The following is a 14,762-nucleotide window of genomic DNA, read 5'->3' on the forward strand; positions in this document are numbered from 1 at the left end:
TGCTTGTAATATGACATGCACCTTCGGAACGGCGTCGCCACACCGAAGACACCGGCGGCTCGACCGCCCGACGAAAGGATTCCCATGGACAGCACGAATGCTTCCCCCAACGACCGTACGCTCGGCTTCTGGCTGCGCGCGGTCGACGCCCTGCTCGACCGTGCGATCGCCGAGGCGCTCGCGACCGAGCAGCTCTCCCGCCGCGACTGGATGCTGTTGAACGTCCTCGACGGACGTGTCGACGCCCCGTGGTTGCAGGAGCGCCTCGCCCGCAAGGGCGGTGGCCGCATCCGGCGCCTCGCCGACCGCGGCTGGGTCACCCTCGACGACGATCAGTGGACGCTCACCGACGAGGGCCGCGCCGCACGCGAGCGTCTCGGCGAACTCGTCGACGGCGTGCGCAAGCGCGTCGCCGGCGCCGTGTCGCCCGAGGACTACGCGACCACGATCGCTTCCCTCGAGGCCATCGCCCGCGAACTCGGCTGGACCGACGACGGCTCCGTCGCCTTCCGCGGCCGCGGCCGCCGGGGCTTCGGCTTCGGCCCGCGCGGCGGATTCGGTCCGGGCTTCGGCCCGCGGCACGGCTTCGGCCCCTGCGCGCACGGCGAGCACGAGGGCGGCTTCGGCCCGCGCGGCGGATTCGGTCCGGGCTTCGGCCCGCGGCACGGCTTCGGCCCCTACGCGCACGGCTTCGGCCCGCGACCGGGCTTCGGCCCCTTCGGTCGCGGCTTCGGCCCGCACGGGCACGGCCGCGGCTGCGCCCCCGCCGACGACACCGCGTACGAGCGCGGCTTCACCGCCGGGTTCGCTCAGGGCCGCGAGGCCGGAGCCGGCTTCCCCGCCGCATCCGTCGCCCCGACCACGCCCGCCGCTCCGACCGCCTGATCGCGTTCGCAATTCAGGAAGAGCGGTCCGTCACCGCAGAGCCGCTCCCGGAATTCCGGGGGCGGCTCTGCCCGTGTGCGCGGATTCTCCTGAATCACGGACCGGAATCGGCGGCCCGATTCAGCGGCCGGGCGAGCCCGCGTCGGTCACGCCGACGTCGGTGCGGTGGAAGTTCACGAATGAGCGGGATGCGGTGGGGCCGCGCTGGCCCATGTACCGGTTGCCGTACGGGCCGGTGCCGTAGGGGTTCTCGGCGGGCGACGTGAGCCGGAAGAAGCACAGCTGACCGATCTTCATCCCGGGCCACAGCTTGATCGGCAGTGTCGCGACGTTCGACAGCTCGAGCGTGACGTGACCGGAGAACCCGGGGTCGATGAACCCTGCGGTCGAGTGTGTCAGCAGCCCGAGCCGGCCGAGCGACGACTTGCCCTCGAGGCGCGCGGCGACGTCGTCCGGGAGGGTGACCTGCTCGAACGTCGACCCGAGCGCGAACTCGCCGGGGTGCAGGATGAACGGCTCGTCGGGCGCGACCTCGATGAGGCGCGTGAGCTCCGGCTGGTCCTCGGCGGGATCGATGAAGGGGTACTTGTGGTTGTCGAACAGGCGGAAGTACCGGTCGAGCCGCACGTCGACGCTCGAGGGCTGCACCATCGTCGCGTCGTAGGGCGCGAGCCCGATCCGTCCCGAGTCGAGCTCGGCCCTGATGTCGCGATCCGAGAGCAGCACGGCATCAGCCTAGAGCGCGCGCGCTGTTATGCTGTCCGGGCGCCGCACGGGCGCACGGGGCTGTAGTTCAATGGCAGAACTTCTGCTTCATCATCCCAGACGCGCCTCGCCCCTCATCTAGGTCTCCTGGACCCAGCAATTGCTGGTGTCCAGCGGTGTCTTCGACACCATGGGAGACCACCGATGACCGCATTCTCGACGGAGTTTCGACGGAGAAACCCTGCATTGGGTGCCGATCGGCCGCGCCGACGTCACCGTTCTGCACCACATCTCACCCGAGGTTCAGCGCAGCGATGCCGCGTTGCACGGCTGTCGCACCTACGGTGCATGACACCACAGACGCCCCGACCCCGCGACCCCGCCCCGCTCGACCCGACGAGGCTCGACCTGACTGCCGACGGCGCACCGATCATGTGGACGGTCGAGGAGACGGCCGCGTTCCTCGGGCTCACCCGGCACACCCTCGACGTGTGGCGGTCGAACAGGTCCGGCGGACCGGTCTACGTCAAGATCGCAGGCAACCGCATCCGCTACTTTCCTGCCGACGTGCGGGACTGGCTCATCGCCCAGCGGCGGGGGTCGTGATGCCCAGGCCGAAGAAGCAGCCGGGTGAGCTCGGCAGGGTTAGTGTCCAGCAGTACCGGGAGCGGTTCCGCGCCGACACCCGCATTCGTGACGGCGAAGGTCGAGCACACCACGTGCAGGGGTGGGGTCCTTCCCCGGAAGCCGCGCAAGACGACCTGCAGCGCAAGGCCCACCTCATCTGGGGCGGCGTCTTCCAGCAGGTCGACCCGGCCGGGACGGTCGAGCAGCTCGCCGTCGCCTGGTTGCTGGATCTCCGGCGGAATCGGCAATGGGACGAGGCCGACCCGCAGCCGGGCAAGATCAAGCCGCAGTCGATCGATCGCTATGAGGGAACACTGCACAGCACGATCAAGCCGCTGCTCTGGGGAGTGAAGATCACGTCGTTGACGCCGGCGCGCATCTACAACTTCCTCCACGAGGTAGCCCGCACGAAATCGAATCACGAGGCCTTGATGGCTCGCAGCGTGCTCGCCGGCATGTTCGACCTAGCGATTCTGCACGGTGTCGTCTCGCCAGGAGCCAGTCCGGTGCCCTCAGTAAGGACACTCGCCATCCACCGCCCAGCCTCGAAGCTGATTGCGTTGACTGACGACGACCTCGCGGTGATCATCCAGCTCGTCCTGGCGTGGGAGCAGAATCGTGGAAGCAAGACCGGGAAGCGACCCGACGTGCGCCTCCTCGCCGATCTCCTCATACTCACGAACCGCCTGACCATCCGGCTCTCCGAAGCCCTGGCACTCCGGCGCGAAGACGTCGTGCTCCGCCCGAACAAGCAGAGTGTCCTCACCGAGCACGTCTGGATCAACGGCACGATGACCCACACGGACGAAAAGGGTCTCTACAGACAGTCCGAGCTGAAGGGCAAAGGCCAGGAGAGACTGATCGAGGTCGTGAACACCGATGTGCACGCCGTGCTCAAGCGGCGGATGGCCGACTCCCTCGGCGATCTGCTGTTCGTCACACGCGCCGGAAAGGGGATGTACCCCGAGCGCCCACAAGCGCTGGCGCGCAGGTTCCGAGCGGCACACAAGGAGGAGCTGGACGCTATCGGCGTGCCGCAGGAGATGTTCGTCTACCGCTCGATGCGAAAGTCTGCTGCGGCTGCGCTCGGCGCCGACACCGCTCAGCAGGTCCTCGCGCACGAGAGCAAGCGGACGACGACACAGCACTACACCGGCAGAGAGGAGAAGATCGTCGGCGCCGAGTCGCTGCTAGCTTTGAGCGGCTCGATCGAGCACCGCGACTGCCAACCGTAGACACGCGCGTTCGCCATGCGCGCCCACGTCCCGTATGCTGGAGGTCACCTACTCGGGGACGTCGTTCAATGGTAGGACGGCTGCTTCCCAAGCAGCCAACGCGGGTTCGATTCCCGTCGTCCCCTCTCTGTGGCCTCGGCGGACCCCCTTGATACGCGAATGTACTGTGCGTGCGGCTCGGGTCGTCATCGGTACCGGTCAGCCGTGTCTTACGTCGAGTCCTGCTTCTCCCTTGGACAACACGCGGCTGGATTGGGGCTTTGCTATGTGCTTCTAGGAGCATGTGGACGCGATCCGGGAACGGATCAGAGAACTTGATGAGCAATGTGACACCGTCGAGCGGCCCAAACCGTTCCTGATCGCGGCGCGCTCTGTCGACTAGCCAGTCGAACGGTGGAAAGAGCCTTAGCTAGCTCAAGTCGCCCGGAAGCGCCGCGTGCCGTCTACGCAGACTCGGCGGTGGTCTGGCGTACCATACGGCCCACACGCCGCTGCTGGCCGCGCTCGCGGAGTCGTGTTTTCGCTAGAAGGATGAGGCTGATGGGGCCCATGATGAGGAACTTGAGTGCCGACCAGAGGCAGACCAGCACGATCAGGTTGAGCCATCCGGGCGCGCCCGCCTCGATGGCGGTAGTGCACCAGTAGGCGATCGCGAAGTACGGAGCGGCGAGGAGCATCCCGGGGACGCCCCACTTGAGGCCCCTGCGCGTGCGGATGAGGTCGAGGACGATGTTGCTCGGCATCCACACCCGCAAGAACCCACGGATGAAAATACTGGCAGCCAGGATCATTCGGAACACAGCAGGCACCTCCCACAATGGCGACATCGTTCTTGGGGGAAGGACTCGTCCCGGAGCGGAATCTCCGGGTTCGTCGACCGCCGTGCACTGAACCGGCGGCGCATCATGTGTTGATCGCCTGTACTCAGGCTACTCCTCCCATCCCGCTCCCGGAAGGGACCGACGCAGCGGTCCGTACGCACGTCGCGCACCTGACGGTCGAAGGGAGATGAGGCCGATGGCTGATCGGATAGGCGGGCAGCTGGCGTTCGACTTCGACGAGCTGGCTCGAGAGGATGCGCGCGCCAGTCTCGGCGAGTGGTCGGGCGCGCCTTTGCACTTCACGACGGACTACTACCCGCCGCGTGAGCTGGATGAGGCGTTCGCACACTGGTGCTTCCTGAACACGCACTTCGATTCCTACGCGAGCAGCCATATGTGGCACCGCGCTATCACGATTCCCGGCGACATGACGGTCGGTGACAGCGAGCACACGGCCTCGACGTTCACTGCGGAGCTGCGACCCCGTGTCGCGCAGGAGGGGCCCGGTGGGTTGCTCACGCAGCTGATCTGCGAGCCCTGCGAGTGGCATGCGATCAGCGGGGATGAGAATCACGCTGTCGAAGCGTGGCACGATCACGCGTTCCCCGGCTGGCGCGACCTTCCGGTGATCCCTGCGCAGATCCGGGTGCGGTCCGAGTCCGGGTTGACGAAGCTCGCAACGGCGTGGATCGCAGAGCACTATCCGGTTGAGGCGCAGGTGCCGGGCGCGCCGATCATCACGGAGCGCGCCTCGCACGGAACGCGCCACGTGGCCGGCTACTCGCCGTGGGGAGGCTACGACCTCTCCGCTACTGCGCTCGATCGTCCCGCACCGCCATCGACATCTCCGAAGCGTTCTCCCGCTCGCGCGCTCCCTCAGCCATTGCCGCCCGCGGCTGGCCCTGCACGGCCCGGGCATGTCCTCGGCGCATGATCGTGCTCGCATGCCTGGGGCGAGACAACCATCGTCGTCTCGCCCCAGAAGCCGTCGTCGTCGTTTTCAGGTCAGCTCGCCGGTCTGCGTATCGAGGTGCTGGTAGAAGTCCCTCTCAGCCTGGCGGCGACGTTCGACGTCCGCGACGACGAACTTGACGAAGTCCTCGTCACGGTTCGCGATCACGATGTCCTCGACCGGCTCGGCGGCGTCCTCGCCAGGCCACACGGTCTGCCGTGTAGGCCGGTCACGATCCAACCTCGTCCCCGACGCGGCGACCCAGTCCCGTAGACGGCCGCGGGCATCGGTGAAGTCGCGGTGCCAGCCCAGCGGGGCGGAGCCGTTCTGTTCCGGGTCGTAGGCGCACAGCCAGTGCAGGTGCAGCGCGGACAGCTCCCACAGCAGCTCGGGATGCCGGTACCAGAACGGCGGCACCACGCTCGCGGGCAGCCCGTACGTGCGGCGCAGCCAGTTCACCCAGCTGTTGAGCTCCAGCCACTCGTGCTCAGCGTCATCTGCCCGCAGGAGGTTCCAGTTGATCGGGTGCGGCGGTTCCGGGAGCATCGGCATCTCGAACGCCGGCTCCGGCTCGCCGCCCTCCGGGTCGTCGCGGCCGTCGATGTCCACCGATTCGTCGTCGGTTCCGGTCATCGTCTTGGCTTCCGACTCAGCGCCCGAGTGCGGGCGCTGCCTGGGTCTGCGGACGCGGCGCGTTGAAGGGGTCATCGAGCGGCGACGACACCTGGCGCTCCTGACCCCGGCTCGCGCGTGGCGTGCGGTCGACGACGTAGGGGTGACGAGCCGGATCATGGCTGATCTTGTTCGCGATGAACTCCTCGCCCTCGACCGCCTGCCCGTCACGCTGCTGCGTGTAGGAGCGCTCGTTGCCCTGGGCAATGAAGGCGTCCCCTTTCTGCAGGTTCGCCAGCGCCCACTCCGCGGCCTCGCCGTACGCGACGATGTTGCTGAAGCTCGAGTCGAGCTGCGTGAAGGTGCCGTCGTCGTTGCGCTGCGCGTGCGACTGCGCGAACCGGGCGTAGAACTTCGTCCTGCCCTCGCGTGTCTCCGACCGTCGGGGCGTCGTCGCGATGAACCCCGAAACGGACGGCTTCGTGGTGATGGTCATGATCGTGTCCTCCTGCATCCTCGTCACCCCATCCGGGGCGTCTCTGTGCAGGAGAGGTGCACACCCTCACCACAACAGAGAAGTGTGATGCACCCCGTCACAGGATCGCGGCGTCGCCACTGTCACGGCGGGCTCGACCGGCCGACACCAGCAGGAAGGCCCAGAGAGACTGCTGTACTTCGGCGCGTACTCGCGCGAGGCGGGCTGTTGACGAGCCCGCCATTCTCACGGGCCGAGGTTTCGGCCGTTCTCGCGCCCGACTGGAGCGCCGGGAGTCTTGGGCTCGAATGCCGCCGGATGACGATCCGGATGTGAACGTATGCCGAGTGCGGGCCTGTGGGCGTTCACGACTTCCACGGTCAGTGACGCCCGCTCGGTGGCGGTCGGCTCAGGTTCGCCATTGTCCTGCATCGCGGCGAGCTGTGCCTCGACGCGGGTGAGGTCTTCCTCGGCTTCGGTGAGCGCGGTCGCATGCTTGAAGGGCAGGCCAATCCTCGCCTGCGCTTCTGCGGCTGACTGCTGTGCGATGTCACGGTCGCTGCGTGCCTGCTCGAGCAGGGTGGGGATGCCGGAGACACGGTTCTCGATGCGTTGGATGAGTCCGGTTGCGCCGTCCAGAAACGCTTCCCGGGACATGCTGAAGCTACTGCGAGGAACCCCGACGAGACCGACCTCGACCATCAGCGTTCTGAGCATCGGGTGCGTCGACAGGCGGATGTCGAATCCGCTGATCGACCCGATCATGCCGTAGTCGCGACTCGTGTAGAAGGGCACCGACGTGAAGCCTGAGTCCCGTGCCCAAGCCATGAGGGCATGGCCGGCGTCGACGCGAGAGTCGTAGTTGTGGCCGTGCAGTCGCATCCGGAACCGGTCGCCGCCGGTATCCCGGACGCGCGGTGCGGCGGCCTCCAGCCCTTCGATGTCGGCTTGAGCTCGTCGGGCATCATCGCGGGCACGATCCCGGGTGTGCACGAGCATGGACTCGTTGCGTTGGTGCGCGCGTTCCAGCCGGCGTAGGCGCGTGACTTCGTTCTGGACGGTCGAGTGCTCCAGCAGCAGCGGGTTGCCGGAGCTGATCGCCTTCGCCTCCGCTGCCGAGAGGGCGGAGGAGTCGATCTCCTCTATCTCGCGGGTGTCGAGGCGGCCCCGCATCAGCTGCGCGATGAATGTGGCCTTCCGCTCGACGCCCTGCCACATATACGAGTCGAAGGACCGCTCGGTGACGAACCGGACGATCGCGACCTCGGGGTTCTGGTTTCCTTGCCGGAGGATGCGACCCTCCCGCTGGGCGATATCGGACGGGCGCCAGGGGCAGTCGAGGTGATAGAGCGCGACGGCCCTGGCCTGCACGTTCGTACCGACGCCCATCTTCTCGGTCGACCCGACCAGCACGGCGATGTGCCCGGCGCGTGCGGCGGCGAACAGTCGGGCCTTGTCGGCGTCGGTCTTCGCTTCGTGCATGAACCGGATCGCCTCGCCGGGCATGCCGCGCAGCACAAGCTGAGCGTGGAGTTCGTCGTAGGCGTTCCACCTGTCGGGGTTGGGGGTGCCGATGTCAGAGAACACCAGCTGCAACGCGCCGCGCACGGATGAGGGCTGCCCGGTGAGGGTGTCGAGGTACTCGTTGTCGCGTGTCTTTTCCCACACACGGAAGATCGCGTCCGCGGCGGCGTCCACCTTCGTCGGCCCCGACGGCCCTCCGGATGGGAGCACCATACGGATGTCGAGTGCGGCCTTGCGCCCGTCTGTGCTGATGGTGAGCATGTTGTCTTCGTCCGGAGTGACTTGCTTGTTCTGCACCTTCTCCGCGCGATCACCGAGGGATTCGATGTATTGCTCCAGTTCCACGGTGGGCTGCACCGGGACCGTCGCCGGCACCCGCGCGCCGTCGTCCCGTGCCGCGAGGTCGGGCGTCGGGAGTTGCAGGTCGTCGGCGGTCTTCACGTCGGCGAACACCGACCAGAGCTTGAGCATCTCTGGCACGTTCTGGAACTTCGCGAACCGGGTCTTCATCCGGAACGTGTTCCCGGTCGGGGCCATCTCCATCTGCGTCACGGTCTGCCCGAACGTGGCCGCCCAGGCGTCGAACGACCCGATGCCCGCCTTCTCCAGCAGATCGGGGCGCAGGTAGCGCTGCATCACGAACGCTTCGGTCACGCTGTTGCTGATCGGCGTGGCAGTGGCGCCGGTGACCACGCGTTCGCGGCCTTGGGAGCGGAGGTGTTCGAGCTTCATATGCAGGTCCGTGGCGCGGTCGGAGCCGTCGATCGCGGCGTCGCGGATGTTCGACTCGGTGGCGAGGTTCTTGTACATATGCATCTCGTCGACCACCACGTAGTCGATGCCCGTGTCCTCGAAGCACACCCCTTGGTCGCGGCTGGTGTCGGTGCGGTCTTTGAGCTTGTTCTCCAGAGCGAGGAGCTTTCGCTGCACGCGCTTGACGCTCATCCGGTCCTCGCCCTCGGCGTGCTCCAGCACGCCCTTGACCTCTTCGACCTGGGCGCGGATGTACGCCTGCTGCGTCTCGGTGCGCAGCGGGATCTTCGCGAACGCCCCTTGCGTGAGGATCACCGCGTCCCAGTCGTTCGCCGACGCGCGGGCGACGAACAGGCGCCGCTTGTCCGCCGTGAGTTCCTGGCTGGACGCGGCGAGTACTCGCGCCTGCGGGTACAGCTGCAACCATTCCCGCCCGAACTGCTCGAGCATGTGATTCGGCACGACGATGACCGGCTTAGAGATGAGACCCATGCGGCGCATCTCCATCGCGCCCATGATCATCTCTGCCGTCTTCCCCGCCCCGACCTCGTGGAACAGCCCCGCGGCAGGTTCCGCGATCATGCGGGCGACCGCAGCACGCTGGTGCGGGCGCGGCGTGAAGTTCGCCGCCAGCCCTGGCAGGGACAGGTAGTCGCCCGCATCGGTGTAGTCGCGCAGCACGATGCTGTTGAACCGCTTGTTGTACTCGGCGACCAGGTCGGCGGCGCGGGCCGGGTCTTCCCACACCCATTCGGCGAAACGCTCCTGCAACGCCTCGGCCTTCTCCTGCGCCGCGGCGGTCTCGACCGGGTTGAGGACCCGCCTCTTCGTCCCGTCCGCCTCCTCGATCTCGTCGTAGACGAGGATCGTCTTCTGCTCCATCACCGCCTGCGCGATATCCGGCGCCGGGCGGCGCAACGTACCCCATTCAGATGTCGACAGCAGGCCTTGGCGTCCGCCGCGGACTTCCCACATGCCCGGCATCGGGTTCTCCACCCGCACTTCGGGGTTTCGCAGCAGCTCGCGAAGGAAGTCTTGGTGAACCTGCTCGCTGATCCACACCGCCCCCAGTCGCGCCGAGATGTCCTCCACTCCCAGCGGCTCGGGCAGAACGCTCTGGAGCGCGTCGACGTTCCTCTGGAACTCCGGGTCTTCCGCAGCGCGGGAGGTCGCGTCATCGAGCTTGGCTCGGACGTCGCCGGAGAGATATGCGGGCGCGTGCACCAGCTCGCCTGTGACCGGATCGGTGAACACGAGCCCGTCGAGTGCGGGCCGCGCCTCGTGGTCGGTCATGCCGAGCAGGTCGGCGATGAGGGCGATGTCGATACGCCCGGTTCTGTCCAGGCTCACCGCGATCGCGTCGGCGGGGGTCTCCACGCCCTGTACCTCCGCGCGCGGTGCGACGACCCGGCGCGAGAGGATCGCTGCCTGGTGCGCCGTCTGGTCGGTGTCGTCGAACTGCTCCAGAGCCAGGACGAGGGGGCCGAACGGGTCGGATCGCAGCAGGCGCAGCGGGGTCGGGACGATGCGCGCGTACGTGGCGTCACCGGCGTCGTTCGTGCGGCCGGTCGGGCGCAGCCCGTACCTGTTCAGCGGTCCATAGGCGCCGAGGTACTTCTGATAGTCGCGCCGCAAGGCCGCGCGCGCCTCGGTGATCTCCTCGGTGTCATCGACGGTCGCCGCTTCCATCGCCAGCAGCGCGGTCGCGCGATCGCGCAGCCCGAGTAGCGCGGTCAGCTCCTTGCTGGCGGACTTCGGCACCGCGAACGGCTCCAGCCCGCCGCCCGCGACGGTCGCGAAGGCGCCGCCGGGCTGGACGACGATGCTGCCGTCCCACGCCTCCGGCGGCGACGGGGTGAACGCTGCCCGACGCGATTGCTGCGCAGCGGTGCGCTCGGTCATGACGAGCCCGCCTCGGCGCGCGGAGAACACGAGCGCATCGATCGCGCCAGCGAGGTCATTTTCGAGCCGATCGACGTCCGCAGTGACCTTCAGTGAAGCCTGACCGTACATGCCCTGCTCGACGCTGAGCTCCCCGAGGACCTGTTCGGGGTGCTCGTCGAAGTAGGCGTTGATCTTCGTCGGCTGACCATCCAGCGTGATCGTCCGCACGGTCTCCCACAGCTCGTCCGCCGGCGGTTCGCCGTCTTCGCGGCGTCGGAAAATGAGCAGATCGGTGAGCGCCTCGGTTCCGGCCGCCCTGCGGTGCGCGCCGGTCGGGAGACGGATCGCGCCGATGAGGTCGGCGAGGTCGTTCATCTCTCGCCGTGCGCCGGGGCTCTGCGCATCCATCGTGAAGTGCGACGTCAACGTCGCCACCAGGCCGCCCGGGCGGGTCAGCCGGAGCGACTTGAGGATGAAGTGGTTGTGCATCGATTGCTTGGTGGCGTTGTGCACCGGGTCGTGCAGCACCACTTTCGAGAAGGGCACGTTCCCGATCGCCGCGTCGAAGTGCGCTTCCGGGAGGCGCGTATCTGCGAACGACTCCGCCCGCACCTCTGCGTGCGGGTAGAGGCCCCGGCTGATCGCCGCGGTGATCGGATCAAGCTCCACGCCGGTCATGGTCGCGCTGTCGGGGGCGAGGCCGATGAATGTTCCCGCCCCCGATCCGGGTTCGAGCACGGCGCCGCCCTGGAAGCCCAGGGCGGTGAGGGCGCGCCACAGCTGCCGCGCGATCAGCGGGTCGGTGTAGTGGGCGTTGATCGTCGTCCGGGCGGCCGCCTCCCACTCGTCATCCGCCAGCAGGGCGCGCAACTCGTCACGCTCCCGCGCCCAGTCCGGCTTCGCGGCGTCGAACACGTCCGGGATCGCACCCCACGACGACCAGCGCGCCAGCGCCCGCTGCTCATCGCTGCGCGCCGCGCGCCCTTCATCGGCGAGAGCGCGGGTGAGGCGGATCGCCTCGACGTTGGCACGGAACCGCGCCTTCGCCCCGGACGGTGCGAGATCTTCCTGCGACGCCGGGACGAATCGTGACGCCAGCTCAGGAACCGGCGCGGATTCAGCGGTGGCTACTGGAGTTCGCGGAGGAAGCGGATCGTCGCCGCTTCCGTCAGCACCTCGGCGTTCGCCCGCAGGTACTCCCGCGGCGGCTCCGTCGCGACCAGGCCCTCCAGGAACGAGACCGGGACGGCCCAGTCCTTCGCCATCTGCTCCAGCTCCACCGAGGAGGGCATCAAGTCCGGGGAGTCCTGCATCCGCTCCGCCCAGGTCACCAGATTCTCGTCTGAGGGCCGGGTCTGCTCCCACTCCTCGCGGGCCTGATCCAGCGGCAGCTCCGGATCGTGGCTCCACACCAGCTGTGCCATCACGACCTCCTCCGCTGTTCTCCGCGCGGTCGCCAACCGGGCGACCTTCTCGGGATAAGTCTCCCTCGCCGGGTCCGTCCCTGCCAGTATCGCCTGCAGGTCCGACACCTCGGCCTCGACCTGCCGGCCCAGGCTCTCGAAGAACTCCGCCGGGTTCTCCAACGCCGCGTACCTGGCCGGCAGGTGCTGGTGCCAGTGGCTCGTCGCGAGCTGCCCGTACTTGTTCATCCGTGTTTCCTCCACCATCGTTCGCGTCGGTCGCTTCTCCGTCACGGGCGAGCGAGAGGGTCGCGTCCGCTGCGGTCTCACCGAGGCCCCACAGGTCGAACTCGAGCTGGCCCTCGTGCACCTTCGGCCCGCGCCGCCTGACCATCACAGGGCCCCCTCACCCGTCGACAGGGCGCGGCGCTTCATCGTGCGGTCGTTCGGCATGGGTGCTCCTATGGTTCGTCCTGACCGACAGGTGCGTTCTCGACATCACCGGTGGCGGGGGCGGGCCGTTCGAGAAGCCGCTCGATACCGGCCCGATCGGCACGCAGCTCTTTCGCGTCGCGGCGGACCGTCCACGCGCGCAGGCGGGTCACGATCGGCGGGGCGCTGCGCAACAGCACGAGCGCAGTGCCGAACGGCAAGGTCCTGATCGTGTCCGGCGGCATGATCGCCACCCGCCGGATCGACCGTTGTGCCGACCGGGAGCCGTGGTCGCCGACCGTTGTGGAGTCGGTGATCTCGTCGCGTTCGCCGATCAACGTCGACAGGTCGTTCAGATCCCGCGAGTTCGACGCGCCACCGAGGATGATCTTCACGATCGACGCGTCCCAGATCGCACTGGCCGCGTTCTCCGACCACTTCTCCCGTGCCTGCGCGAGCGACTGCAGCACGGGCACGGTGGTGATCCCGGTGCCGCCACCTTCGGCCATCAACGTCGGAAGGGACGGCAGCGGAGCCAGGTTGCCGACCTCATCGAGGGCCAGCAGCAGGGGCGGATCGAGGCGCGCCCCGGGGCTGGTGGCGGCGATGTGCCGGGCGGCCTCGACGAGGTCTTCCACGAAGGCCGCCACCAGCGCCGAGCTGTTGTTCGCGCCCGCACCGGTCGCCAGCAGATACAGCGTGCCCTTCGCGCGCAGGAACGACTCGGGATCGAACTGCTCGGCAGGCCCCGGTGAGACCGCGTCCAGCACTCGCGGGTCGGCGAGCGCGGCCAGCGCCAGGGAGACGCCTTGCCAGATCGAGTCGCGGGTGCGGGGGTCGGAGTCGATCATTGCCTGCAACGACTCCGCCCACCCGGCCGCCGCCCGGGGGTGGCCGACGAGGATCGCCACCGCATCGGCCGCCGCCGACGGGTCGAGGGTCCAGCGGAACAGTTCCGCCGGCTGCCGGTGGTCGAGAGCCGCAGCGTGTAGGAGGGCTTGCAGGGCTGTGCGGGTCTTGCCTTCCCAGAACCCGCCTCCTTCCACACCGCCTGCGGACAGGCCTGTGCCTGCGGCGAGTCCGGCGGCGCGGATCATCGCGGTCAGCGGGTCTTCGCAGCCGCGGATCGGTGACCATCGCAGCCCCGCAGGCAGGCCTTCGGCCAGGTGCTGCGGGTCGAACACCGCGACGGGCCCGATCGCCTGACGGGCGCGGAGGGTCGCGGTGAGGTTATCGGGTCGTGTCGAGGTGGTGACGACTGCGCCGGGTGCGTCGAGGATCATGTTGATCACCACGTGGAGGCCCTTGCCGGAGCGGGGCGGGCCGATGAGGAGGATGGAGTCCTCGACGCTCGCCCACACGCCCGGCCCTCGTGAGGTGCCGAGCAGGTAGGCGATGTCGTCTGCGGCGGGCTTGTGCACCGAGGGGCGCAGCTGGCTGCCACGACGCAGCAACGCCTTGGCCGAGGCGTTCCGCACGACGTCTGCGCGGGTGGCGATCCCGGCGATGCGGTACGGGTCGCTCTTCGATGCGCGCCCGTGCTCGCGCATCAGGCGCCACACCGACCAGCCGATCATCCCGGTCCCGGCGAGGAGGATCAGCGCGGTGGCCCAGTAGGCGATCGGGTTGAGCCCGGGGGCGCCCAGCGGGACGGCGGGGTCGAGGGGGTGCAGCAGCACGCCGAGGCCGGCCTCGACGCCGCCCGTCGGCTGCGGGAGCCCGGTGATCCATGCGGTCAGCGCGGCCGCGCCGCGCAGCACCGCGGCCAGCAGTGCGGCCGCGACGAGGATGCCGATGCCGAAGTTGGTCAGCTCGTCGCCGAGCGACCCTGCGGGTCTCGGAGTGCTCATTGCGGGTGCCCGATCTCGAGCGTTCCCGATACTCGCCCGAGCAGGATCACTTCGCGGGTCGGGCTCGCGTCGAGCTGTGTGGCTTCCAGGACGGTGCGTGCGGTGCCGTCGTGGCTGGCGTCGGTGTGGGCGACGACGACGGCGACCGCGATGTCCTCGCCGGGCACGAACCCGCTGCCGCGCAGTTCGACGAGCTCCACGGCAGCGGCGGCAGTGGCGGCTTGCGGGTCGGGCGCGGTCTCCGACGTGCGCCGCCGGGCGGGTGCGACGATATCGGTGAACACGGTGCCGTCGCTCTCGCGAACTTCGACGCGGATCGCGGAGTGCCGCTGGTCGGTGATCTGGTCGATTAGCCGGGCGAAGTCTTCCCTCCGCCAGGCGGGAGCGAACGGCTCCGACGGATACGGGACGTCATCGATGGTGACCGTCAGCTCGCCGGTCTCGGCGACGGCGATGACGACGCTCGGCAGCACTGTCGGCGCCTGGTCGGTCGGTGCCGCGGCGCGGCGGGCTGCACGTCGGGTCTTCGGCTGTTCATGGTCTGGGCGTTGAGGTTTCACGCCCTGCAGGTGCACGCGCGCATCCGCCCTCACCCCGGTGGGGC

12 protein-coding genes and 1 tRNA gene are annotated in these 14,762 nt (G+C 68.4%); 5 read left to right on the forward strand and 8 right to left on the reverse strand.

Features of this window, described 5'->3' with window-relative positions; all coding sequences use genetic code 11:
- Positions 1-84 precede the first annotated feature (84 nt).
- A complete protein-coding gene (locus EI169_RS15670; RefSeq protein WP_125133147.1) occupies positions 85-885 on the forward strand; it encodes a hypothetical protein in 801 nt (266 codons plus the stop codon).
- 120 nt (positions 886-1,005) lie between these two features.
- Here EI169_RS15670 and dcd read toward each other — a convergent pair whose 3' ends face one another.
- Positions 1,006-1,611 carry a dCTP deaminase gene (dcd, locus tag EI169_RS15675; protein ID WP_125133148.1) on the reverse strand — a complete coding sequence of 202 codons (606 nt, stop codon included), beginning with the start codon at positions 1,609-1,611 and terminating at the stop codon, positions 1,006-1,008.
- Positions 1,612-1,938: 327 nt separating this feature from the next.
- Here dcd and EI169_RS15680 point away from each other — a divergent pair, with 327 nt between their 5' ends.
- The 3 genes from EI169_RS15680 to EI169_RS15690 all read left to right on the forward strand — a co-directional run bounded on the left by EI169_RS15680 (position 1,939) and on the right by EI169_RS15690 (position 3,577).
- The gene (locus EI169_RS15680) at positions 1,939-2,196 is read left to right on the forward strand and encodes a helix-turn-helix domain-containing protein (protein WP_036286677.1); all 258 of its coding nucleotides are present in this window, start codon (positions 1,939-1,941) and stop codon (positions 2,194-2,196) included.
- On the forward strand, positions 2,196-3,452 hold the full coding sequence (locus tag EI169_RS15685; protein WP_113681432.1) for a tyrosine-type recombinase/integrase: 1,257 nt from the start codon (positions 2,196-2,198) through the stop codon (positions 3,450-3,452). Before EI169_RS15680 ends, EI169_RS15685 begins: the two co-directional genes overlap by 1 nt.
- A 54-nt stretch (positions 3,453-3,506) precedes the next feature.
- A tRNA-Gly gene (locus EI169_RS15690) sits at positions 3,507-3,577 on the forward strand.
- Between the two features lie 318 nt (positions 3,578-3,895).
- Here the strand turns inward: EI169_RS15690 and EI169_RS15695 are convergent.
- Positions 3,896-4,243 (reverse strand): sulfate permease, encoded by a 348-nt coding sequence (locus EI169_RS15695; RefSeq protein ID WP_309472625.1) that lies wholly within the window; start codon positions 4,241-4,243, stop codon positions 3,896-3,898.
- A 226-nt stretch (positions 4,244-4,469) separates the two neighbouring features.
- On the opposite strand from EI169_RS15695, the gene EI169_RS15700 reads away from it, so the two are divergent.
- Complete coding sequence (locus tag EI169_RS15700) at positions 4,470-5,207, forward strand: DUF6349 family protein (RefSeq protein ID WP_036286684.1); 738 nt, start codon at positions 4,470-4,472, stop codon at positions 5,205-5,207.
- A gap of 66 nt (positions 5,208-5,273) precedes the next feature.
- On the opposite strand, the gene EI169_RS15705 is transcribed toward EI169_RS15700, so the two are convergent.
- The 6 genes from EI169_RS15705 to EI169_RS15730 form a co-directional block, all read right to left on the reverse strand.
- A complete protein-coding gene (locus EI169_RS15705; RefSeq protein ID WP_036286687.1) occupies positions 5,274-5,858 on the reverse strand; it encodes a hypothetical protein in 585 nt (194 codons plus the stop codon).
- Positions 5,859-5,874: 16 nt separating this feature from the next.
- Entirely contained in the window at positions 5,875-6,333 is a 459-nt protein-coding gene (locus tag EI169_RS15710) for a single-stranded DNA-binding protein (protein ID WP_036286723.1), read from the reverse strand.
- A 225-nt stretch (positions 6,334-6,558) separates the two neighbouring features.
- A complete protein-coding gene (locus EI169_RS15715) occupies positions 6,559-11,388 on the reverse strand; it encodes an SNF2-related protein (RefSeq protein ID WP_231477131.1) in 4,830 nt (1,609 codons plus the stop codon).
- A 212-nt stretch (positions 11,389-11,600) separates the two neighbouring features.
- Positions 11,601-12,125 (reverse strand): hypothetical protein, encoded by a 525-nt coding sequence (locus EI169_RS15720; protein ID WP_036286729.1) that lies wholly within the window; start codon positions 12,123-12,125, stop codon positions 11,601-11,603.
- A gap of 212 nt (positions 12,126-12,337) precedes the next feature.
- Complete coding sequence (locus EI169_RS15725; RefSeq protein WP_062765639.1) at positions 12,338-14,158, reverse strand: TraM recognition domain-containing protein; 1,821 nt, start codon at positions 14,156-14,158, stop codon at positions 12,338-12,340.
- Entirely contained in the window at positions 14,155-14,733 is a 579-nt protein-coding gene (locus EI169_RS15730) for a hypothetical protein (protein ID WP_231729522.1), read from the reverse strand. Before EI169_RS15730 ends, EI169_RS15725 begins: the two co-directional genes overlap by 4 nt.
- Between the last annotated feature and the right edge of the window lie 29 nt (positions 14,734-14,762).

This window comes from Microbacterium sp. 10M-3C3 (assembly GCF_003931875.1).
Classification (GTDB): Bacteria; Actinomycetota; Actinomycetes; order Actinomycetales; family Microbacteriaceae; genus Microbacterium.

Excerpts from the sequence above, each read along its gene's own strand:
- EI169_RS15725 (WP_062765639.1), bottom strand. The coding sequence starts at position 14,158 with ATGAGCACTCCGAGACCCGCAGGGTCGCTCGGCGACGAGCTGACCAAC.
- EI169_RS15700 (WP_036286684.1), top strand. The coding sequence starts at position 4,470 with ATGGCTGATCGGATAGGCGGGCAGCTGGCGTTCGACTTCGACGAGCTG.
- EI169_RS15710 (WP_036286723.1), bottom strand. The coding sequence starts at position 6,333 with ATGACCATCACCACGAAGCCGTCCGTTTCGGGGTTCATCGCGACGACG.
- EI169_RS15705 (WP_036286687.1), bottom strand. The coding sequence starts at position 5,858 with ATGACCGGAACCGACGACGAATCGGTGGACATCGACGGCCGCGACGAC.
- EI169_RS15670 (WP_125133147.1), top strand. The coding sequence starts at position 85 with ATGGACAGCACGAATGCTTCCCCCAACGACCGTACGCTCGGCTTCTGG.
- EI169_RS15720 (WP_036286729.1), bottom strand. The coding sequence starts at position 12,125 with ATGAACAAGTACGGGCAGCTCGCGACGAGCCACTGGCACCAGCACCTG.
- EI169_RS15685 (WP_113681432.1), top strand. The coding sequence starts at position 2,196 with ATGCCCAGGCCGAAGAAGCAGCCGGGTGAGCTCGGCAGGGTTAGTGTC.
- EI169_RS15695 (WP_309472625.1), bottom strand. The coding sequence starts at position 4,243 with ATGATCCTGGCTGCCAGTATTTTCATCCGTGGGTTCTTGCGGGTGTGG.
- EI169_RS15680 (WP_036286677.1), top strand. The coding sequence starts at position 1,939 with ATGACACCACAGACGCCCCGACCCCGCGACCCCGCCCCGCTCGACCCG.